The sequence below is a fragment of the Aquibium microcysteis genome (genome assembly GCF_014495845.1).
GTDB classification, from domain to species: domain Bacteria; phylum Pseudomonadota; class Alphaproteobacteria; order Rhizobiales; family Rhizobiaceae; genus Aquibium; species Aquibium microcysteis.
This window is the reverse complement of sequence record NZ_CP061080.1, coordinates 5,501,647-5,521,160: the sequence shown is the minus strand read 5'-3', so window position 1 is coordinate 5,521,160 and position 19,514 is coordinate 5,501,647. Positions and strand designations below refer to the sequence as shown.

Sequence of the window (19,514 nt, the reverse complement as noted above, 5' to 3'; positions counted from 1 at the left end):
CGCTAGGACGCATCGCCCGAACCGCGGATCAGTTCGGACATCAGGGTGGCGCGTTCGCGCAGGTTGCGCGGCGCGAGCTCGTCGGCGGAGATCTGCTCGAAGAGGGTCAGAGCGTCGCTGCCGCGACCTTCCTTCCAGGCGGAGAGGCCGAGCGCCTCGCGCGCGGAGTGGCGCAGCGGGTTGGTGTCGGCCGCCAGCGTCTCGACACGCGACGAGACGTCGGCATAGGAGCCGCTGTCGACCAGGATGAGGCCGGCGCGCAGGCGCGCCATGTCGCGGACCGGCGCGTCGACGGAACCGTCGGCGGCCACGGCATCGAAGGCGGCGACGGCGGCGGCCTTGTCGCCCCTGGCGTCGAGAACGGTCGCGGCGCGCATGCGGGCCAGGACGGGATAGGCGCCGTAGCCGTCGGCCTGCAGCGCCTCCAGCGCGGCCAGCGCCTCGTCCGGCTTGTCCTGGCCGGCCAGCACGAGCGCCTGCGAGTAGCGGTCGCCGGATGCGTTGGCGCGGCTCGTCGCCCAGTAGTCCCAGGCCACCCAGGCGGCGGTGGCCAGCACGACGACGAGCGCCAGCGCTATGGCGATGGGTCCGAAACGGTCCCAGAGCGCCTTCGCCTGATCCTGGCGAATCTCCTCGTTGACCTCGCGGATGAAACTGTCGTCGGACATCGAACCCAGTACCGTCAATCTGTCGCCCGTCCGGCGGACGGGGCTCTCGTTCCTGCGCCTTTTATCCGAAAATCGGGCGTATGGAAGGCCAACCGGCAAATATCCGCCTTCAGCCGCGCGCCAGCGGATCGGCGCCGAAGAGCCACAGATGCAGACCGGAGACCAGGAGCACGTAGAGGACGACGCCGAGAGCGACCGCCGCGACGTCCCAGACCACCGGTCCGGCGACGGCCGGGCCCATGTCGCCGCGGCGCTTGAGCGAGATGCGGTCGACGACCGCCCAGGCGAGGAAGCCGCCGAACAGCAGGATCGAGGCGAGCTCGCCATTGGCGAGCAGATGGGCGAAGGCCCAGATCTTCACCGACAGCAGCATGGGATGCTTCAGCATCTTCTTCAGCCGGCCGCCGGGCAGCTGGCTGACGGCGAGCGCGATCAGGGCAAACAGCATCAGCAGGGCGGCGAGGTGCTTCGTCCAGACCGGCGGCTCGTAGAGGACGGGGCTTTCCGGCCAGGCCAGCGCATAGCCCCAGACGATGAGGACGAGGCCGACGGCCGAGACGACCGAATAGAGCCCCCGCCAGCCATTGCCCATCGAAGCCGCCCTGGCGTCGCGCCAGCCGGGGGCGACGATGCGGACGGAGTGGATGCCGAGAAAGAGGATCAGTCCAAGAACGAGTACGACCATCGGTGCCCCCAGGGTGCCTGCGGCGGAACCTATCGCGCCCGTCCCGGGTTTGGAACTGCAATTCCTCCGCCATCGCATGCTCGCCACAATTGCGGGCGACCTCTCCACCTCCTCCCCTGCCGCCCGAATCGTCTCCGCGCATGCTCCTGACCCGACGTCTCCTCCTGTCCGTTCCGCTGCTCGCCTCGACGGCGTCCGCCCCCGCGGCCGACATGGCCGAGCCGCGTCAGGTGGTGGTCATCTCCTTCGACGGGGCGCAGCACGTGGCGCAGTGGAAGCGAAGCCGGGCGCTGGCCGAGCGGACCGGGGCGCGCTTCACCTATTTCCTGTCCTGCGTCTACCTGCTGTCGCCCGAGCACCGCGCGCTCTACCAGGGGCCGGCGCACCGGCCGGGACGTTCGAACGTCGGCTTCGGCGGCTCGACGGAGGAAGTGGCCGAGCGGCTCGGCGAGATCTGGGCCGCGCGCCAGGAGGGCCACGAGATCGCCAGCCACGGCTGCGGCCATTTCGACGGCAAGGACTGGTCCGTGGCCGACTGGACGACGGAGTTCGCCGCCTTCACCCGCATCGTGCGCGACGCCTACGCGATCAACGGCATCGAGGGCGAGCCGGAGGGCTGGCGGGCCTTGGTCGAAGACGACATCCGCGGCTTTCGCGCGCCCTATCTGTCGACCAGCGAGGCCCTGTTCCAGGCGCTGGGCGAGGCGGGCATGGACTACGACGCGAGCGGCGTCTCGAAGGGTCCGGCGACGGCCCCGATGCAGGACGGCCTGCGCCGCTTCGCCCTGCCGATGGTGCCGGAGGGACCCGCCGCGCGGCCGGTGATCGCCATGGACTACAACCTGTTCGCCCGCCATTCGAACGCCGAGGAGACCGAGGACCGCGACGGCCGGTTCGCGGAGCGGGCCTACAAGGCCTTCAAGGCGGCCTTCGACGAGCAGCACGACGGCCGGCGCATCCCGCTGCAGATCGGCTACCACTTCACGCTGATGAACGGCGGCGCCTACTGGCGCGCGCTGGAGCGCTTCGCCGAGGAGGTCTGCGTGATGCCCGACGTCGACTGCATCAGCTACGAGGACCTGAACCGCCGCCTCGGCGAGGGCGCCGACGGCTGACGGCGCCCGCCTGCCGGCAAATCACGCCGCCGGCTGGTCCTGCGGCGCGACCCCCGCCTGTTCGCGCTCGAGGTAGCGGCGGTCGATATCGGGCAGTTCCCCGCCCTCCAGCACGGCCTCGAAGGCGCGCAGGCGCTTGTAGACCGAGAGGAGCTCGACGATCGTCGGCCAGGAACTCACCAGGTACTGAAACGAATTGGTGACCTGCGTGAAGGCCGAGACGGTCTGCTGGAAGACGCCCAGCGTGATCGTGCCGACGGCGATGGTCGGGACCATGATGAAAGTGGCGAAGACGGCATCCGCCTGGAGATAGAGATAGCGGGCGACGTCGAAATAGACGTAGTGCGCATAGAGGGTGAAGTAGTTCTTGCGGACGTTGGCGAACAGCTCCGACAGGGTGATCGGCTGGGCCCGGTTCGGGTCGTCCTCGCCATAGACCAGTTCCTTGCGGAAGGCGGCCTCGACGCGCTGGTTCCTGAACTCGAGGCCCGGCAGCCTGATGCCGACGACGGCGAGCAGCAGCGTTCCGAACAGCGCCCAGGCGATGGCCGCCGTCATCAGGGGCGCCGGGATTTCGCCGATGAAGGGCAGATGGGTGACGTTCGCCGACAGGCCGTAGAGGATGGGCAGGAAGGCGATCAGCGTCATGATCGCGTCGATCAGGCTGACGCCGAGCCCCTGCATGGTGGAGGAGAACCGCATGGTGTCTTCCTGCACGCGCTGCGAGGCGCCCTCGATGCTGCGCAGCCGCCCCCAGTGCGAGACGAAGAAGTCGTTCATGGCCGTGCGCCAGCGGAAGATGTAGTGGCGGATGAAGAAGACGTTGAGCACCGCGACCGTGATGCCGACCAGCGCCAGCGTCAGGAACTGGGCGACGCCGAGATAGAGATCGGCGCTCGAGACCGAGCCTGGCGTGCCCAGCGCGCGCTGCACCATGTCGTAGAAGACGCCGCGCCATTCGTTCAGGGCAACGCTGATCTGGACGTTGAAATGGGTGACGATGACGATCAGGCCGGAGCCGAGGATCGACCAGCGCTCCCATGGATGCGGCGCGACGATGCGCCAGACGGCGTAGAAGACGAGGATGCCAGCAGCGAAATAGCCGTAGAACCAGAGGAAATGCGGCTGGAGGAAACGGGCGGGACTGATGATCGGCGGCGCATCCGGCGCGGGCTGGGCGACGCCGAGGAGTTCGCCGAGCCGCTCGCCGCCTGCAAACCACACCAGGACGAGGACCACGCTCCAGCCCAGAGCGAACAGAAAGAACAGCTTCGGCTTCGGAAAGAAGGAAACGAACACGGCGGAAAACCTCGGATGGGCTGTCCGGCGGCCGGAGGGAGGGATGCCACCGCCCGGACGACCGGTGGCCATCCATCGATAGCCGTCTTTCCGTGCGGCGCAAGTTACAGTTTGGTGGGAATCGCCGCGCGCGTGGCGGCTCAGCCGGCCCGGCGCTCGCCCGCCCAGGCGATGACGGCAGCGGCGACGAGCACGATCGCCGCGCCGACGGAAGGCGCCGCGAAGCTGCCGCTCCAGTCGGCGCCGTAGCCCGCCAGGATCGGACCGAGGATCTGGCCGGTGCCGAAGGCGGCCGTCATGACGGCGAGCGCCCGGCGCGGCGCGGCCTGGGCGAGCCGGCGGCCGGCCTGGAGCCCGTAGGCGGTGATGGCCACGAAGGTCCCGCCGAGCAGGATTCCGCCGATGACCGGCCCGGACGGACCGGGGATCGCGACGCTGGCCAGCACGCCGACGGCTTCGACCAGGCACCCCACCGCGAAGGTGGCGGTGAGGCCGACGCGCCGCACGACCTTGCCCCAGAGCCAGACCGACGGCGCGGCGGCGAGCCCCGTGACCAGCCAGACGGTCGATTCGAACAGCGGCGCCTGGCCGCCCTGGCGCACGATCGCCACGAGGAAGGTTGCGGTGACGATGTAGCCGGCGCCGAAGAAGCCGTAGGCGAGGATGAGCCTGGTCAGCGCCGGGCTCCTGGGCAGGGCCGGCTCGCGCACGGCCGCCGCGGCGCCGCCGGCCTGCACCGGACCGCCCGTGGCCATCAGATAGACGACCGAGAAGGCGACGAGCGAGACGACCGCGGCACCGAGCCAGGCCGCGCGCCACCCGGCATCGGCCAGATGAAGGCTGGCCGTGAGCAGGGCCGACAGCGCGATGCCGCCGCCGACGCCGCCGAAATGCAGCGCCTGGAGGTCGGAGCGGCCGGCGGCGGCCAGCCGCGAGAACACGATCGAGCTCATGAAGACCATGACGAAGGCGCTGGCGACGCCCGCGAGGAAGCGCAGCACGAGGAAGGCCGGCAGGGTGTCCGACAGACCCATGACGGCGAGAAGGAGGCAGTTCACGCAGAGGCCCGCCAGCATGAGCCGGCGGTCCATCCCGTGGGCCCAGCCGCCGGCCGCCAGAAGCGCGCCGACGAGATAGCCGAGATAGTTGGCCGACGCGATCAGCCCGGCATCGGAGACGCTCATGGAGAGCCCCTCCATCATGCCGGGCAGGATGGGCGTGTAGACGAAGCGGCCGATGCCCATGGCCGCCGCCATGGCGATCAGTCCGGCGATGGCGTAGCGTTGCGGCGCGGCGGTCTCGGGCGTCATGGACGGACCATATGGGCTCGTCCGCGACTTGGGAATGCGGAGGCAGCGCCAATCCGGTGGACCAGCGCCTCCCGCCCGGTCAGGCGGTTCCGGCCGCTCCGCGGGGCTCGCTGCGCAGACCGACGAAAGTGGCGTACATCATCAGGAGCAGCAGGAGCGCGAAGGGGAAGCCGGTCGCGATGGCGCTGGCCTGCAGGGCCGCCAGCCCGCCGCCGAGCAGCAGGACGATCGCCACCAGACCCTCGAAGCAGGCCCAGAAGACGCGCTGCGCCACCGGTGCATCGACCTTCCCGCCCGCGGTGATGGTGTCGATGACCAGCGAGCCGGAATCCGACGAGGTGACGAAGAAGACGATGACGAGGACGATGCCGATGAGCGAGGTGAGGCCGGCCAGCGGCAGCGGCTCGAGCATGCGGTAGAGCGACAGTTCCGGCACGTAGTCGATCACCGTTTGCTGCACGCCCGCATAGCCGGCGACGAGATACTGGTCGAGCGCCGTGCCGCCGAAGGTGGTCATCCACAGGATGGAGACGAGCGTGGGAATGAGCAGCACGCAGGTGATGAACTCGCGGACCGTGCGGCCGCGCGAGACGCGGGCGATGAACATGCCCACGAAGGGCGACCAGGAAATCCACCAGGCCCAGTAGAAGGTGGTCCAGCCGTGCAGGAAGGCGTCGTCCTCCCGGCCGATCCAGTTCGACAGTTCGGGCAGCGCGGTGACGTAGTCCCAGGTGTTGGTGAAGAAGCCGGAGAGGATGGCCAGCGTCGGGCCGAGCACGATGACGAAGGCCAGCAGCAGCACGGCGAGCATCATGTTGAGCTCCGACAGACGCTTCACGCCCGCGTCGAGCCCGGCCACCGCCGAAACCAGCGCGATTCCGGTGATGCCGGCGATGAGGATCACCTTGGCGAAGTCGGTGTTCGGGATGCCGTAGAGGTCGTTGAGGCCGGCGAGTGCCTGGGAGGCGCCAAAGCCGAGCGAGGTGGCGAGACCGAACAGCGTGGCGAAGACCGCCATGGTGTCGATGACATGGCCGGTCCATCCGCGGATGCGCTCGCCGAAGATCGGATAGAAGGCCGAGCGCATGGAGAGCGGCAGGCCCTTGTTGTAGGTCGCCAGCGCCAGCGACAGCGCGACCGCCGCATAGATGGCCCAGGGGTGCAGTCCCCAGTGATAGATGGTGGCGGCCATGCCGGCCTCGCGCGCGGCGGCGACGCGGTCGGCCTGGATCACCCCGTCTACCACGGGCGGCGCGATGCCGAGCGGCGGATTGTTGAAGTGGTACATCGGTTCGAGCACGCCGAAGAACATGAGCCCGATGCCCATGCCGGCGGCGAACAGCATGGCGAACCAGCCGGCATAGGAATAGTCCGCCCGTGCATCGGGGCCGCCGAGGCGGACCTTGCCCAGCGGCGAGACCACCAGCGCGAGGCAGAAGAGCACGAACAGATTGGCCGACAGCATGAAGAGCCAGTCGAAGGTCGAGGTGAGCCAGTCGCGCAGCCCGCCGAGCACCGCAGCCGCCTGCTCGCCGAAGAGGAGCGCGACGACGACGAAGAGGATGATGGTGCAGGCCGAGATGGGGAACACCGGATTGTGGATGTCGAGGCCGAGAAGCTGGACGTTGTCCTGGCCGGCTTCGAGGCCGTGCTCGTCGGGAAGGGAATCGGTGGCGGAAAGGTCGGACATCGCTGCCTCCTTCTTCTTTTTTCGAGCCGTGCGCTGACGCGACGGATCCTGGTATCCGGGCGAAAAGGGAGGACCTCGGATCGAGGCGGGGCATGAGGCACGCCGGGGCGCCCGGATGGGGCGAAGGGACGGTCTAGCCCAATTTCCGCCGCAGTTCAAAACCGAACGGCCCGAAAGCGCGGAAAAACAGCATCCGGACGGTTCAACGCTCCCCGTGGCAGGCGATCGGCGGGCGCGGCGAGCGCTGCGGGCGGGCTTCGTCAGGGTCGCGCGGGAACGGAAGATCGGCCAGTTCGCGCTCGCTCATGCGCGCGATGGCGGGGTGGGCGAGGAGGTCCGGCGCCTGGCAGGAGGGCGTGCAGCCACCGACCGCGCCGCATGCGCGGAGGCGAGACGCCAGGCGCCGCCCCATCGAGAAAAACTGAAACATCTGCGGGCCTCCGCCGATCCGGGAGATGCTTGCGTTCTAGCTTGTGAGGTGGCTTATCGCGATCCAGAACTTCACGCGGCGGGTTTAGAAAATCTTGAACCGGAACCTGAATACGGTACACCTGAACGGCCTGCGGGCGGTGGAAGCGGCAGCCCGGACCGGCTCCCTGCAGGCCGCAGCCGAGGAACTCGGCGTCTCGGCCAGCGCGGTGAGCCAGCAGGTGAACCGGACCGAGCGGCAGGTCGGGCGGGCGCTGTTTGCGCGGACGGCGCGGGGGCTCGTGCCGACGGAGGCCGGGGCGGCCTTCGCCGCGCGGCTCTCGGCCGGCTTTCGCGAACTCGACGCGGCGGTGGGGACGCTGCGCCACACGGCGGAAGACACGCTGGTCGTGTCGGTGGCGCCTTCCTTCGCGACCCGATGGCTGGTGCCGCGGCTGCGCCAGCATTTCGCCCGTTATCCGACCGTGCTGGTGCGGGTGGATGCGACGGAACGGCTCGTCGACCTCGCCGGCTCCGACGTCGACGTGGCGATCCGCATGGGCGACGGGCGCTGGCCGGGCGTCGCGGCCGAGCTCATCCTGCCGCAGCAGGTGTTCGTGGTGGCGGCCGCGGCCAAGGCCGGCCGGATCCGGAGCGTCGCCGATCTCGCCCGGGAGACCTCGATCGACGATGATTCCTCGCGCATGGTGACCTGGGAGCGCTTCTTCGAGGCGGCGGGCATCGCACCCGTGCGGCCGCTGCAGGGGGCGCGGCTCAACGATCCGCTGCTGTGCATCGACACGGTGATCGCCGGCCAGGGCATCACGCTCGCCTGGCAGCTGATCTGCGCCGACGCGCTCTCCGACGGGCGGCTGGCCGCGCCGCTGCCGATCCGCGCCGATCTGGGCTTCGGCTTCTGGATCTGCACGGCCGCCGGCGCGCGGCCGCCGCGCAAGGTGCGCGACTTCATCGCCTGGGTGCGGGAGGAGATGGCGCAGACGGCGACGCTGCATGCGCGGCTGCCAGGCGGCTGATCCCGCCGCGCCGCCTCCCCTGTCAAGGAAGGCGGCGCCGCTGTCGCGGCCGCACCGCCGCGGCGGTGGAAACGGGCGCGCGGCCGGACTATGTTCCAGCCGAACCGTCAGCGACTTGCCAGCACAGGATCCTCTTCATGACATCGCATCCGCGCGCCGTTTCCGCCTCGATCGACCCGGTCCGGCTCGACCGGCTGGCCGAGGTGGCCGTCAAGGTGGGGCTGCAGCTGCAGCCGGGGCAGGACCTGGTGATGACGGCGCCGGTGGCCGCGCTGCCGCTGGTGCGCCGCATCGTCGCGCATGCCTACGAGGCCGGCGCGGGCATCGTCACGCCGTTCCTGTCGGACGAGGAGGTGACGCTCGCCCGCTTCCGCCACGGCCGCGAAGAGAGCTTCGACCGCGCCGCCGGCTGGCTCTACGAGGGCATGGGCAAGGCGTTCGCCAGCAACGCTGCGCGGCTGGCGATCTCGGGCGACAACCCGATGCTGCTCGCCGAACAGGATCCGGCGAAGGTGTCGCGCGCCAACAAGGCCAATTCGATGGCCTACCAGCCGGCGCTGGAGAAGATCGCCGGCTTCGACATCAACTGGAACATCGTCTCCTATCCCAACCCGTCCTGGGCGAAGGTGATGTTTCCGGGCGACGAGGAGGACGTGGCGGTGGCCAAGCTCGCCGAGGCGATCTTCTCCGCCTCGCGCGTGAACGGCGACGACCCGGTGGCGGCCTGGGCCGCGCACAACGCGGCGCTGCGCACGCGCACCGTGTGGCTGAACGGCAAGGCCTTCGCCGCGCTGCGCTTCACCGGACCGGGCACCGACCTGACGGTGGGGCTGGCCGACGGCCACGAATGGCATGGCGGCGCCTCGACGGCGAAGAACGGCATCACCTGCAACCCCAACATCCCGACCGAGGAGGTGTTCACGACGCCGCACGCCCTGCGCGTCGACGGCCACGTGTCGAGCACCAAGCCGCTCTCCTACCAGGGCACGCTGATCGACCAGATTTCCGTGCGCTTCGAGGCCGGGCGGATCGTCGAGGCGAAGGCCTCGAAGGGGCTGAACGTGCTGGAGAAGGTGCTCGACACCGACGAGGGCGCGCGGCGGCTCGGCGAAGTGGCGCTGGTGCCGCATTCCTCGCCGATCTCGCAGAGCGGGCTTCTGTTCTACAACACCCTGTTCGACGAGAACGCAGCCAGCCACATCGCGCTCGGCCAGTGCTACTCGAAATGCTTCCGCGACGGCGCGGCGATGACGCCGGACCAGATCGCGGCCGCCGGCGGCAACAAGAGTTTTATTCATATCGACTGGATGATCGGCTCCGGCGCGATCGACGTCGACGGCGTGCATGCGGACGGGACGGTGGAACCGGTGATGCGCAAGGGCGAGTGGGTGTAGGCGCGCGCGGGCAGCGTTCCCGCCCGTGGGTCGGAGGACCTGAGTTCGGGACCACGCCTCTGCGACGGAGCGCCCCACGGTTGCGGGCGCAGCCCCCTCACCGTCTCGGGCTTCGCCCGATCCACCTCTCCCCCCGGAAGGGGGAGAGGAAGGCGCTTCGTTCTGCCCGCTACAGATCGGGCCGAAACCGTGCTAACGGCGGCCCGAACGATCAAGGAGCATCATCGTGACCGAACCGACCGTGGCCGAGGCCACCGACCGCATCTACGCCTCGCTGCAGGCCGACAATGTCGACCTCGACATCCATATCGCCACGCTGAAGGCCGCGATGGCGCGCGAGGGCGTGAAGGAGGCCGTGTTCGACCCGGCGAAGCTCGCGCAGGGCAACCGCTCGGGCCGCAAGCTGATGCAGGCGTATTTCAGGCAGCGCGGGGTGAAGGTGGGGTTTTCGAAGGAGTGAGGACGGTTTTCGGCCGTGCCTAGCAATCTCGGATTTTGATAGGCATACTGTGCCAAGCAAAATTCGAAAGTGATAGGCATGGTTCCGCTCAGCAGCATCGCGACGAGCGCCTACACGGATCTGGTGCGGCTGCTGAACGACGACGCGGTGTCCGGGATCCAGGGCAAGCCGACGCTGAAGCAGCGCGGCGAAAAGGCCTACTGGTACGCCGCGCGGCGCGTCGGATCGGAGATGCGCTTCATCTACATCGGCGAGGATGGCGACGAGACGCGCGCGCGGATCGACCGCATCGAGGCCCTGCGCGCGACCGCGAAGGAGCGGCAGGCCGAGCGGTCGCGGCTGGTCCGGCTGTTGCGGGCCGAGGGCATGACGCCGACCGACCGGGCGACCGGCTCCATCCTGTCGGCCTTGGCGGAAGCGGGAACGTTCCGGCTGGGCGGGACGCTCGTCGGGACCAATGCGTTCCGCCTCTACGAAGGCGAACTCGGCATCCGCCTGCCGCTGGGCGGAATGGCCAACACCGGCGACATCGACATCGCCCAGTTCGAGAAACTCAGCATCGCCCTGGGGGACCGGGTCGACCCAGCTCTGGCCGAAACGTTCTCGGCACTGAAGTTCGATCCCGTCCCCGCACTCGACCCGACCCGCACCTGGCGCTGGGCGCAGGGCGGGAGCGGTCAGCTGGTGGAATTCCTCACGCCCGCCTTCGGCGCGGAAACCATCCGCGACCTGCCGGCGCTCGGGGTCAGTGCGCAGGCGCTGAACTATCTCAATTTCCTGATCGCCGAGCCGATCCGCGCCGCGGCCATCTACCGGTCCGGCATTCTGGTGCAGGTGCCGCGCCCGGAACGCTATGCGATCCACAAGCTGATCGTCGCCGACCGGCGGCGCGACGGCGCGGGCAGCCTGAAAGCCGCCAAGGACCGCGAGCAGGCGGCGTTCCTGATCGAAGCGATGGCGCAAGACCGGCCCGACGACCTGCGCCTGGCCTATGAAGCCGCGATGGCGGTCGGCCCGCGCTGGCGCGAGCATATCGCGAACTCGCTGAAGCGGATGGCGGGGACGGGGGTCAGGCTCGAGGAACTGTAGGGGCGAGCATCGTGTGCGGATCGGCGCAAGCAGATCCTCGACTGTTCGGTTCTTCGGCAGCGGCGGCGTATTGCGGTCCGTCGAGACGGTCAACAGCCAGATGCCCTCCCCCCGAAAACCCCCGCATACACCTCCGGCTTGAACCCCACCGTCAGCCGCCCGTCCACGTCGAGTACCGGGCGCCTGACCATCGACGGCTGCGCCAGCATCAGGCGTCTGGCCTTGTCCGCGTCGAGGTCGGCCTTGTCGGCGTCGGGGAGGGTGCGGAAGGTGGTGCCGGCGCGGTTCAGCAGCGGTTCCCAGCCGAGGGCGTCGATCCAGGACTGGAGGCGGGCTTCGTCGAGGCCGGCGGTCTTGTAGTCGTGAAAGGCGTAAGCAATGCCGTTCGCGTCGAGCCAGGCGCGGGCCTTCTTCATGGTGTCGCAGTTCCTGATGCCGTAGATCGTGACGGGCATGGGCGGTTCTCCTGGGGTGGCGGTGAGCGGCCTTCGGAAGCGGTGGCGGAAACCCCGGGGACAGTTTACTGAATTCGGGTCACAGGGGTGCTTGCGGGTGCGGGCGTGCCCCGAATTCAGTAAACTGTCCCCTGCTTCGCGCTCAATCCTCCCCCTGCCACGCCTTGAAGGCGGCGGAGTGGTCGACGGTGCCGCCGAGGCGGTCGAGGGCGGCCTGCCACCAGCGGTTGGTCTCCTCCACGATCGGCAGCGGCTTGCCCATGGCGTCGGCGAGATCGGCGGCGATGCCGACGTCCTTGGCGAGCAGGCCGAGCGCGAAGCCGGTGGCGAAGTCGCCCGAGAGCACGTGCTGGGCGAAGACGTTCTCGGTGGAGAAGTTGCGGCCGGTCGAGACGTTCATGATCTCGACCGCTACTTTCGGATCGAGTCCGAAGCGGCCGGCGACGACGAGGGCCTCGGCGACGGCGGCGAAGCCGGCGGCGGCGACGAAATTGTTCAGCGCCTTCATGGCGTGGCCGGTGCCGAGCGAGCCGGTCTCGAAGACGCGGTTGCCCATGGCCATCAGGACCGGGCGGGCGCGCTCCGACAGCGCCGGGTCGTCGCTGCCCAGCATGATGGTGAGCGTGCCGGCGATCGCCCGCGGCACGGCGCCCGAGACCGGGGCGTCGACGAAGCCGACGCCGTGTTCGGCGAGCGCGGGGCCAAGGTCGCGGCTGCCGATCGGGTCGGAGGAGCTCATGTCGATCAGCAGCGACCCGGGTTTCAGGGCGGCGGCGAGACCGCCGTCGAGCAGGACCTCGCGCACGATGCGGCCGGTGGGCAGCATGGTGACGACGATGTCGCAGGCCGCGCCGAGCTCGGCGGTCGTGGCCGCCGCGGCGGCATCGATGGTGGCCGCATGGGCGCGGGCAGCCTGCGGGCTGGCGTCGTAGAGCGTCAGCGGGAAGCCCGCCTTCGCCAGATTGGCCGACATCGGCCGGCCCATGTTGCCGATGCCGACGAAACCGATGCGCTCCATGGTCAGGCTCCGATCTCGGCCAGCACGGTCTCGGCGGCGCGCAGGCTGCCGACCATGGCGGGGATGCCGCAATAGAGGAAGGAATGGATCAGGATCTCGCGGATCTCCTCCTTGGTGACGCCGTTGGCGATGGCGCCGCGGACGTGGACCTTGAGCTCCGGCTCCTTGCCGAGGGCGGCCAGCATGGCGAGCGTCACCATCGAGCGCTCGCGCGTGGCGAGGCCGGGGCGCTGCCAGATCTCGCCGAAGCAGATGCGGGTGACGATGTCCTGCATCGGTGCCGTGAAGTCGCTGGCGCTCTCGACCTGCTGCTCGGCGCCGGCTGAGCCGAACATCTTGCGGCGCAGCTCGAGGCCGAGTGCGTCGGGTGTGGTGGTCATGGTGTCCTCCCATTCGTGGCGCGATGCCGGGGCGGAATCGCGTCTCGGGGAAGACCTAACATCATGGGGTTGCAGCCGAAAGCGCCAGCTGCGCGGACGGCGCGAACCAGAGGGGCGGGAGGGCGGAAATGCGGGGACAGTTTACTTAATTCGGGCAGACGGCATTGCGTCAGGAAGACTGTCCGCAATCCGAATTAAGTAAACTGTCCCCGTATTCCTCAGTTGCCGAGGATGGCGGGGAGGCGCAGGCCCTGGTCGCGGGCGCAATCGAGGGCCGTGTCGTAGCCGGCGTCGGCGTGGCGCATGACGCCGGTGGCGGGGTCGTTCCAGAGCACGCGCTCGAGGCGGCGGGCGGCGTCGGCCGTGCCGTCGGCGACGATGACCATGCCGGAATGCTGCGAATAGCCCATGCCGACGCCGCCGCCATGGTGCAGCGACACCCAGGTGGCGCCGGAGGCGCAGTTGAGCAGCGCGTTGAGCAGCGGCCAGTCGGAGACGGCGTCGGAGCCGTCCTTCATGGCCTCCGTCTCGCGGTTGGGCGAGGCGACGGAGCCCGAATCGAGATGGTCGCGGCCGATGACGACCGGCGCCTTCAGCTCGCCCTTCGCCACCATCTCGTTGAAGGCGAGGCCGAGGCGGTGGCGGTCGCCCAGGCCGACCCAGCAGATGCGAGCGGGCAGTCCCTGGAAGGCTATCCGCTCCTTCGCCATGTCGAGCCAGCGGTGGAGGTGGTGGTTGTCGGGCAGCAGCTCCTTCACCCTGGCGTCGGTGCGGTGGATGTCCTCCGGGTCGCCCGACAGGGCCGCCCAACGGAACGGCCCGATGCCGCGGCAGAAGAGCGGGCGGATGTAGGCCGGGACGAAGCCCGGGAAGGCGAAGGCGTTCTCGAAGCCCTCGTCCTTCGCCACCTGGCGGATGTTGTTGCCGTAGTCGAGCGTCGGCACGCCGGCGTTCCAGAAGCCGACCATGGCCTCGACATGCGCGCGCATGGAGGCGCGGGCGGCGGCCTCGACCCGCTTCGGATCGGTTTCCCGCGCAGCCTTCCATTCGCCGATGCTCCAGCCCTTCGGCAGGTAGCCGTTGAGCGGATCATGCGCGGAGGTCTGGTCGGTGACCATGTCGGGCCGCACGCCGCGGCGGAAGAGCTCCGGCACGATCTCGGCGGCATTGCCGAGCAGGCCGACCGACTTCGCCTCGCCGGCCCTGGTCCAGGCGTCGATCATGGCCAGCGCCTCGTCGAGCGAGGTCGCCTTGGCATCGACGTAGCGGGTGCGCAGGCGGAAATCGATGCGGGTCTCGTCGCATTCGACGGCGAGACAGCAGGCGCCGGCCATGACGGCCGCCAGCGGCTGCGCCCCGCCCATGCCGCCCAGCCCGGCGGTCAGTATCCACTTACCTTTCAGATTGCCGCCATAGTGCTGGCGGCCGGCCTCGACGAAGGTCTCGTAGGTGCCCTGCACGATCCCTTGCGTGCCGATGTAGATCCACGAGCCGGCCGTCATCTGGCCGTACATGGCCAGGCCCTTCTTATCCAGCTCGTTGAAATGGTCCCAGGTGGCCCAGTGCGGCACGAGGTTGGAATTGGCGATCAGCACGCGCGGCGCATCGGCATGGGTGCGGAAGACGCCGACCGGCTTGCCCGACTGGACGAGCAGCGTCTCGTCGGGCCCGAGCGTCTTCAGCGTGGCGACGATCGCATCGAAATCGCCCCAGGTGCGGGCGGCGCGGCCGATGCCGCCATAGACGACGAGTTCGTTGGGGTTCTCGGCCACGTCCGGATCCAGATTGTTCATCAGCATCCTGAGCGGCGCCTCGGTGAGCCAGCTGCGGGCGCTGAGGTCGGTGCCGCGGGGGCTGCGCACTTCGCGGAGATTATGGCGGGGGTTGGCGGTCATGGACGGGCTCCGGCAAGGTCGAAGGCGATGGATTCGATGGCGGACAGGATCGCGGCGAGGTGCGGGCGCAGGCGCGCGGCGCGGGGCGGATCATAGGCGAAGGCATGGTCGGCGAGATGGGTCGACTGGGTCAGCTCCATCTGGATGGCGTGCACGCCGTCGGCCGGGCGGCCATAGTGGCGCGTCGTCCACCCGCCGCGGAAGCGGCCGTTGAGGATCGACGAGTAGCCTTCCGCCGCCCGGCAGACGCCGACGGTCGCGGCTTCGATGCGCGGATCACAGGTGACGCCATTGTCGGTGCCGACGTTGAAATCGGGCAGCACGCCGTCGAAGAGGTACGGGATGACCGGGCGGATCGAGTGGCAGTCGTAGAGCACGGCGACGCCGTGCAGCGCCCTCACCCGCGCGATCTCGGCGGCAAGGGCTTCGTGGTAGGGCCGGTGGAAGAGCGCGACGCGGCGCGCGGTCTCGGCGGCATCGGGCTCCTGGCCGGGGCGCCAGATCGGATTGGCGTCGAAATCGATCACAGGGATGAGGCCGGTGGTGGTCTGGCCGGGATAGAGGCTGGTCCCCGACGGGTCGCGGTTGGCATCGATGACGTAGCGGTGGAACGTCGCGCGCACGGTCGTGGCGCCGGGCAGCAGGCCGTCATAGAGCGTGTGGACGTGCCAGTCGGTGTCGCGCAGCTTGCGGCCCTCGTCGTTGAGGCGGCCGGCGACGTCGTCGGGCACGTGGGTGCCGGTGTGCGGCAGGCCGAGGATGACGGGGGAAGAGCCGCGGGTGATTTCGACGGGGGTCATGGGGCGATGCTCCGCGGGGGTTGGGCGGGATGTGTCCACGGATTTGCGGGGGGCGCCCATCCTGCGGAAGATCGCGCGAGGCAACCCGACGCATCGGAGGTCAGCGCGAGGCACCCCCACCCCTTACCCCTCCCCTCAAGGGGGAGGGGGGCGTGAGACGCCGGCGCTCCCCTCCCCCTTGAGGTTGGTCTGTGGGTCCGTTCAGCGGGAAACTGCGTCAGGCGGCCCCATCCTGCTGAAGTCAGCGCGAGGGACTCCCAACCCATGGAGGATCGCGCGAGGCACCCCCACCCCTTACCCCTCCCCTCAAGGGGGAGGGGGGCGTGAGACGCCGGCGCTCCCCTCCCCCTTGAGGTTGGTCTGTGGGTCCGTTCAGCGGGAAACTGCGTCAGGCGGCCCCATCCTGCTGAAGTCAGCGCGAGGGACTCCCAACCCATGGAGGATCGCGCGAGGGACCCCCACCCCTTACCCCTCCCCTCAAGGGGGAGGGGGGCGTGAGACGCCGGCGCTCCCCTCCCCCTTGAGGTTGGTCTGTGGGTCCGTTCAGCGGGAAACTGCGTCAGGCGGCCCCATCCTGCTGAAGTCAGCGCGAGGGACTCCCAACCCATGGAGGATCGCGCGAGGGACCCCCACCCCTTACCCCTCCCCTCAAGGGGGAGGGGGGCGTGAGACGCCGCAGAATCCCCCTCCCCCTTGAGGGGAGGGGTAAGGGGTGGGGGTGCCTCGCACCAACGGCCAACAGGGGGAGGTGCCTCGCACCAATGTTCCACGGTTGGGGGACCATCGCACCAACCTCCGACGCCGGCGGGTGCCTCGCACCAACGGCCGACAGGGGGAGGTGCCTGGTGCAGAGTTCCTTCGCCAGCCATCGGACCTCCCCTCACCCCTCCAGCCCCGGCAGCACGCCGTCGCCGACGCTGGCGTTGAGGGCGCCAGAGCGGACCAGGTCGGCCGCGGCTTCGAGATCGCCCGCCATGTAGCGGTCGACGTCGAGCGTCGGGACCACGGCGCGGATGGCGGCGTGGGCGCGGGACAGCAGGGCGCTGGTGGCGAGCGGGGCGCGGAAATCGATGCCCTGCGCGGCGGTGACGGCCTCGATGCCGATGATGCCGGCGAGGTTGTCGGTCATGGCGAGCAGGCGGCGGGCGCCGTGGCAGGCCATCGAGACGTGGTCCTCCTGGTTGGCGGAGGTAGGCGTCGAATCGACCGAGGCCGGATGGGCCATCTGCTTGTTCTCGCTCATCAGCGCCGCCGAGGTGACCTCGGCGATCATCAGGCCGGAGTTGAGGCCGGGCTTCTTCGCCAGGAAGGCCGGCAGGCCGAAGGAGAGCGCGGGGTCGACGAGGAGCGCGATGCGGCGTTGCGCGATCGCGCCGATCTCGCAGATGGCGAGCGCGATCTGGTCGGCGGCGAAGGCGACCGGCTCGGCGTGGAAATTGCCGCCGGAGACGACCGAGCCGTCGGACAGGACGAGCGGGTTGTCGGTGACCGCGTTGGCCTCGATCGCCAGCGTGCGCGCGGTCATGCGCAGGATGTCGAGGCAGGCGCCGTCGACCTGCGGCTGGCAGCGGATGCAGTAGGGATCCTGCACGCGCTCGTCGCCCTCGAGATGGCTTTCGCGGATCGGCGAGCCGTCGAGCAGGCGCCAGAGCGACGCGGCGGTGTCGATCTGGCCGCGATGGCCGCGCAGCGTGTGGATCTCGGGATGGAACGGGGCGGAGGAGCCCATGGCCGCGTCGGTGGACATGGCACCGGTGACCAGCGCCGCATTGGCGGCGCGGTGGGCGCGGAACAGGCCGGCCAGCGCCAGCGCGGTGGAGACCTGGGTGCCGTTGATCAGCGCCAGGCCCTCCTTGGCGGCGAGCACGACGGGCGCGAGGCCGGCCTTGGCCAGGGCGGCGGCGGCGGGCATGCGGACGCCCTCGAGGAAAGCCTCGCCCTCGCCGATCATCGCCGCGGTCATGTGGGCAAGGGGCGCGAGATCGCCCGAGGCGCCGACGGAGCCCTTTTCGGGGATGACGGGGATGATGCCGCGCGCGAGCATCGCCTCGATGAGGTCGACCGTCGCCGGTCGGACACCCGAGGCACCGCGGCCGAGCGAGACGAGCTTCAGCGCCATGATCAGCCGCACGACGTCGGCCGGCAGCGGCTGCCCGACGCCGCAGCAATGCGACAGGATCAGGTTGCGCTGCAGGGTGGCGACGTCCCCGGCCGCGATGCGCACGCTGGCGAGTTTCCCGAAGCCGGTGTTGATGCCGTAGACGGCCGCCGACCCGCCGGCGATTTCGGCGATGCGCGCGGCGGCGGCCGCGATGCCGGGACGGAAGGCGTCGTCGAGGCGGGCGGGCTCGGGCGAGCGGTAGAGGCGTTCGAGGGTGGCGAGCGGGACGGCGCCGGGGTGGAGGGTGATCATGATGGGACTCCAGCCGCCGATCGACAGCGATCGAACCCTCCCGTTCCTTCGCGCCCCCCTCTGCCCTGCCGGGCATCTCCCCCACGAGGGGGGAGATCGGCAGCTCGAGTGCCGGCGCATCTCCTGCGCCGTTCGGGATTGGCGAAAGCCGCGGCGACGGCCGATCTCCCCCCTCGTGGGGGAGATGCCCGGCAGGGCAGAGGGGGGCGCGACAGAGCGCAACCGTCATTCATGTTCAACGATCCTCCGGTACAGCGGATTGAAGCCGATGCGGTAGGCCAGTTCGGCCGGATGCGCGACGTCCCAGATGGCGAGTTCGGCGCGCTTGCCGGGGGCGATGGTGCCGATCTCGTCGGCGAGGCCGAGGGCGCGGGCGGCGTTGCGGGTGACGCCGGCGAGCGCTTCCTCGGGCGTCAGGCGGAAGAAGGTGCAGCCCATGTTCATGGCCAGAAGCAGCGAGGTCATCGGCGAGGAGCCGGGATTGCAGTCGGTCGCGAGCGCGATGGGCACGCGGGCCTCGCGCAGGGCGGCCACCGGCGGCAGCCTGGTCTCGCGCAGGAAGTAGAAGGCGCCGGGGAGGAGGACGGCGACCGTGCCCGCCGCGGCCATGGCGGAAACGCCATCGTCGCCCAGATATTCGAGATGATCGGCCGACAGCGCGCCACAGAAGGCCGCGAGCTTCGCGCCGCCGAGGTCGGAGAGCTGCTCGGCATGCAGCTTGACCGGCAGGCCGAGGACCGCGGCGCGATCGAAGACCCGGGCGATCTGGGCCGGCGAGAAGGCGATGCCCTCGCAGAAGCCGTCGACCGCATCGGCAAGGCCTGCGGCATGCGCGGCATCGAGGCCAGGCAGCACCACCTCGTCGAGATAGGCGTCGGATCGGCCCTTGTATTCGGCCGGCACGGCATGGGCGCCGAGGTAGCTGGTATTCACGCGCACGGGGCGCAATTCGCCCAGGCGGCGGGCGGCGCGCAGCATCTTCAGTTCGTCGTCGACGGTGAGGCCGTAGCCCGACTTGATCTCGACGGTTCCGACGCCCTCGGCGATGAGCCGGTCGAGCCGCGGCAGCGCGGCGGCGACAAGGTCGTCCTCCGACAGCGCGCGCGTGGCGGCGACGGTGGAGACGATGCCGCCGCCGGCCCGCGCGATCTCCTCGTAGGTCGCGCCCTGGAGCCGCAGTTCGAACTCGCGGGCGCGGTCGCCGCCGAAGACGAGATGGGTGTGGCAATCGACCAGGGCCGGCGTCATCAGCCGGCCGCCGAAGGCTTCCGTCCCGACACCGCGCCAGTCGGCCGGGATGTCGTCCTGCGGGCCGACGAAGGCGATGCGGCCGTCCTCGACGCCGACGGCGCCGCCGGAGACGAGCCCGTAGGGCGCAGCGTCCGGCTGCATGGTCGCGAT

Annotated in this window: 18 protein-coding genes; 5 read left to right on the top strand and 13 right to left on the bottom strand. The window is 69.8% G+C overall.

Annotated elements, in window-relative coordinates; all coding sequences use genetic code 11:
• Nucleotides 1-2: 2 nt before the first annotated feature.
• Together IAI54_RS25980 and IAI54_RS25975 are read right to left on the bottom strand one after the other, a co-directional pair.
• Nucleotides 3-668: a tetratricopeptide repeat protein gene (locus IAI54_RS25980; RefSeq protein ID WP_187969926.1), complete on the bottom strand. Its 666-nt coding sequence runs from the start codon at nucleotides 666-668 to the stop codon at nucleotides 3-5.
• Between the two features lie 109 nt (nucleotides 669-777).
• The gene (locus tag IAI54_RS25975) at nucleotides 778-1,353 is read right to left on the bottom strand and encodes an NnrU family protein (RefSeq protein WP_187969925.1); all 576 of its coding nucleotides are present in this window, start codon (nucleotides 1,351-1,353) and stop codon (nucleotides 778-780) included.
• 140 nt (nucleotides 1,354-1,493) lie between these two features.
• Here IAI54_RS25975 and IAI54_RS25970 point away from each other — a divergent pair, with 140 nt between their 5' ends.
• Nucleotides 1,494-2,468, top strand: a complete 975-nt coding sequence (locus IAI54_RS25970; RefSeq protein ID WP_187969924.1) for a polysaccharide deacetylase family protein — start codon at nucleotides 1,494-1,496, stop codon at nucleotides 2,466-2,468.
• A 21-nt stretch (nucleotides 2,469-2,489) separates the two neighbouring features.
• On the opposite strand, the gene sbmA is transcribed toward IAI54_RS25970, so the two are convergent.
• The 4 genes from sbmA to IAI54_RS25950 form a co-directional block, all read right to left on the bottom strand.
• Nucleotides 2,490-3,767, bottom strand: a complete 1,278-nt coding sequence (gene sbmA / locus IAI54_RS25965) for a peptide antibiotic transporter SbmA (RefSeq protein WP_187969923.1) — start codon at nucleotides 3,765-3,767, stop codon at nucleotides 2,490-2,492.
• Between the two features lie 140 nt (nucleotides 3,768-3,907).
• Nucleotides 3,908-5,077, bottom strand: coding sequence for a YbfB/YjiJ family MFS transporter (locus IAI54_RS25960; protein WP_187969922.1), 1,170 nt, complete (start codon nucleotides 5,075-5,077; stop codon nucleotides 3,908-3,910).
• Nucleotides 5,078-5,156: 79 nt separating this feature from the next.
• Nucleotides 5,157-6,767 (bottom strand): BCCT family transporter, encoded by a 1,611-nt coding sequence (locus IAI54_RS25955; protein ID WP_187969921.1) that lies wholly within the window; start codon nucleotides 6,765-6,767, stop codon nucleotides 5,157-5,159.
• 202 nt (nucleotides 6,768-6,969) lie between these two features.
• Nucleotides 6,970-7,197: a hypothetical protein gene (locus IAI54_RS25950; protein ID WP_187969920.1), complete on the bottom strand. Its 228-nt coding sequence runs from the start codon at nucleotides 7,195-7,197 to the stop codon at nucleotides 6,970-6,972.
• 94 nt (nucleotides 7,198-7,291) lie between these two features.
• On the opposite strand from IAI54_RS25950, the gene IAI54_RS25945 reads away from it, so the two are divergent.
• The 4 genes from IAI54_RS25945 to IAI54_RS25930 all read left to right on the top strand — a co-directional run bounded on the left by IAI54_RS25945 (nucleotide 7,292) and on the right by IAI54_RS25930 (nucleotide 11,152).
• Nucleotides 7,292-8,209 (top strand): LysR substrate-binding domain-containing protein, encoded by a 918-nt coding sequence (locus tag IAI54_RS25945; RefSeq protein WP_187969919.1) that lies wholly within the window; start codon nucleotides 7,292-7,294, stop codon nucleotides 8,207-8,209.
• Between the two features lie 137 nt (nucleotides 8,210-8,346).
• A complete protein-coding gene (locus IAI54_RS25940) occupies nucleotides 8,347-9,603 on the top strand; it encodes an aminopeptidase (RefSeq protein ID WP_187969918.1) in 1,257 nt (418 codons plus the stop codon).
• Nucleotides 9,604-9,829: 226 nt separating this feature from the next.
• A complete protein-coding gene (locus IAI54_RS25935) occupies nucleotides 9,830-10,063 on the top strand; it encodes a hypothetical protein (protein WP_187969917.1) in 234 nt (77 codons plus the stop codon).
• Between the two features lie 78 nt (nucleotides 10,064-10,141).
• The gene (locus IAI54_RS25930; protein WP_187969916.1) at nucleotides 10,142-11,152 is read left to right on the top strand and encodes a nucleotidyltransferase family protein; all 1,011 of its coding nucleotides are present in this window, start codon (nucleotides 10,142-10,144) and stop codon (nucleotides 11,150-11,152) included.
• Nucleotides 11,153-11,241: 89 nt separating this feature from the next.
• On the opposite strand, the gene IAI54_RS25925 is transcribed toward IAI54_RS25930, so the two are convergent.
• The 7 genes from IAI54_RS25925 to hutI all read right to left on the bottom strand — a co-directional run bounded on the left by IAI54_RS25925 (nucleotide 11,242) and on the right by hutI (nucleotide 19,505).
• Nucleotides 11,242-11,607 (bottom strand): ArsC family reductase, encoded by a 366-nt coding sequence (locus IAI54_RS25925; protein ID WP_187969915.1) that lies wholly within the window; start codon nucleotides 11,605-11,607, stop codon nucleotides 11,242-11,244.
• 142 nt (nucleotides 11,608-11,749) lie between these two features.
• Nucleotides 11,750-12,625, bottom strand: coding sequence for an NAD(P)-dependent oxidoreductase (locus tag IAI54_RS25920; RefSeq protein ID WP_210321185.1), 876 nt, complete (start codon nucleotides 12,623-12,625; stop codon nucleotides 11,750-11,752).
• Nucleotides 12,626-12,627: 2 nt separating this feature from the next.
• Complete coding sequence (locus tag IAI54_RS28850; RefSeq protein ID WP_210321184.1) at nucleotides 12,628-13,005, bottom strand: carboxymuconolactone decarboxylase family protein; 378 nt, start codon at nucleotides 13,003-13,005, stop codon at nucleotides 12,628-12,630.
• A 218-nt stretch (nucleotides 13,006-13,223) separates the two neighbouring features.
• The gene (hutU, locus tag IAI54_RS25915; RefSeq protein WP_187969913.1) at nucleotides 13,224-14,900 is read right to left on the bottom strand and encodes a urocanate hydratase; all 1,677 of its coding nucleotides are present in this window, start codon (nucleotides 14,898-14,900) and stop codon (nucleotides 13,224-13,226) included.
• Nucleotides 14,897-15,700, bottom strand: coding sequence for an N-formylglutamate deformylase (hutG, locus tag IAI54_RS25910; RefSeq protein ID WP_187969912.1), 804 nt, complete (start codon nucleotides 15,698-15,700; stop codon nucleotides 14,897-14,899). Before hutG ends, hutU begins: the two co-directional genes overlap by 4 nt.
• An 880-nt stretch (nucleotides 15,701-16,580) precedes the next feature.
• Nucleotides 16,581-18,116: a histidine ammonia-lyase gene (gene hutH, locus IAI54_RS25905; protein WP_187973361.1), complete on the bottom strand. Its 1,536-nt coding sequence runs from the start codon at nucleotides 18,114-18,116 to the stop codon at nucleotides 16,581-16,583.
• 222 nt (nucleotides 18,117-18,338) lie between these two features.
• Nucleotides 18,339-19,505, bottom strand: a complete 1,167-nt coding sequence (hutI, locus tag IAI54_RS25900) for an imidazolonepropionase (RefSeq protein ID WP_187973360.1) — start codon at nucleotides 19,503-19,505, stop codon at nucleotides 18,339-18,341.
• Between the last annotated feature and the right edge of the window lie 9 nt (nucleotides 19,506-19,514).

Excerpts from the sequence above, each read along its gene's own strand:
- IAI54_RS25970 (WP_187969924.1), top strand. The coding sequence starts at position 1,494 with ATGCTCCTGACCCGACGTCTCCTCCTGTCCGTTCCGCTGCTCGCCTCG.
- IAI54_RS25940 (WP_187969918.1), top strand. The coding sequence starts at position 8,347 with ATGACATCGCATCCGCGCGCCGTTTCCGCCTCGATCGACCCGGTCCGG.
- IAI54_RS25950 (WP_187969920.1), bottom strand. The coding sequence starts at position 7,197 with ATGTTTCAGTTTTTCTCGATGGGGCGGCGCCTGGCGTCTCGCCTCCGC.
- IAI54_RS25955 (WP_187969921.1), bottom strand. The coding sequence starts at position 6,767 with ATGTCCGACCTTTCCGCCACCGATTCCCTTCCCGACGAGCACGGCCTC.
- IAI54_RS25980 (WP_187969926.1), bottom strand. The coding sequence starts at position 668 with ATGTCCGACGACAGTTTCATCCGCGAGGTCAACGAGGAGATTCGCCAG.
- IAI54_RS25920 (WP_210321185.1), bottom strand. The coding sequence starts at position 12,625 with ATGGAGCGCATCGGTTTCGTCGGCATCGGCAACATGGGCCGGCCGATG.
- hutI (WP_187973360.1), bottom strand. The coding sequence starts at position 19,505 with ATGCAGCCGGACGCTGCGCCCTACGGGCTCGTCTCCGGCGGCGCCGTC.
- IAI54_RS25930 (WP_187969916.1), top strand. The coding sequence starts at position 10,142 with ATGGTTCCGCTCAGCAGCATCGCGACGAGCGCCTACACGGATCTGGTG.
- IAI54_RS25925 (WP_187969915.1), bottom strand. The coding sequence starts at position 11,607 with ATGCCCGTCACGATCTACGGCATCAGGAACTGCGACACCATGAAGAAG.
- hutU (WP_187969913.1), bottom strand. The coding sequence starts at position 14,900 with ATGACCGCCAACCCCCGCCATAATCTCCGCGAAGTGCGCAGCCCCCGC.
- hutG (WP_187969912.1), bottom strand. The coding sequence starts at position 15,700 with ATGACCCCCGTCGAAATCACCCGCGGCTCTTCCCCCGTCATCCTCGGC.
- IAI54_RS28850 (WP_210321184.1), bottom strand. The coding sequence starts at position 13,005 with ATGACCACCACACCCGACGCACTCGGCCTCGAGCTGCGCCGCAAGATG.
- IAI54_RS25975 (WP_187969925.1), bottom strand. The coding sequence starts at position 1,353 with ATGGTCGTACTCGTTCTTGGACTGATCCTCTTTCTCGGCATCCACTCC.
- IAI54_RS25960 (WP_187969922.1), bottom strand. The coding sequence starts at position 5,077 with ATGACGCCCGAGACCGCCGCGCCGCAACGCTACGCCATCGCCGGACTG.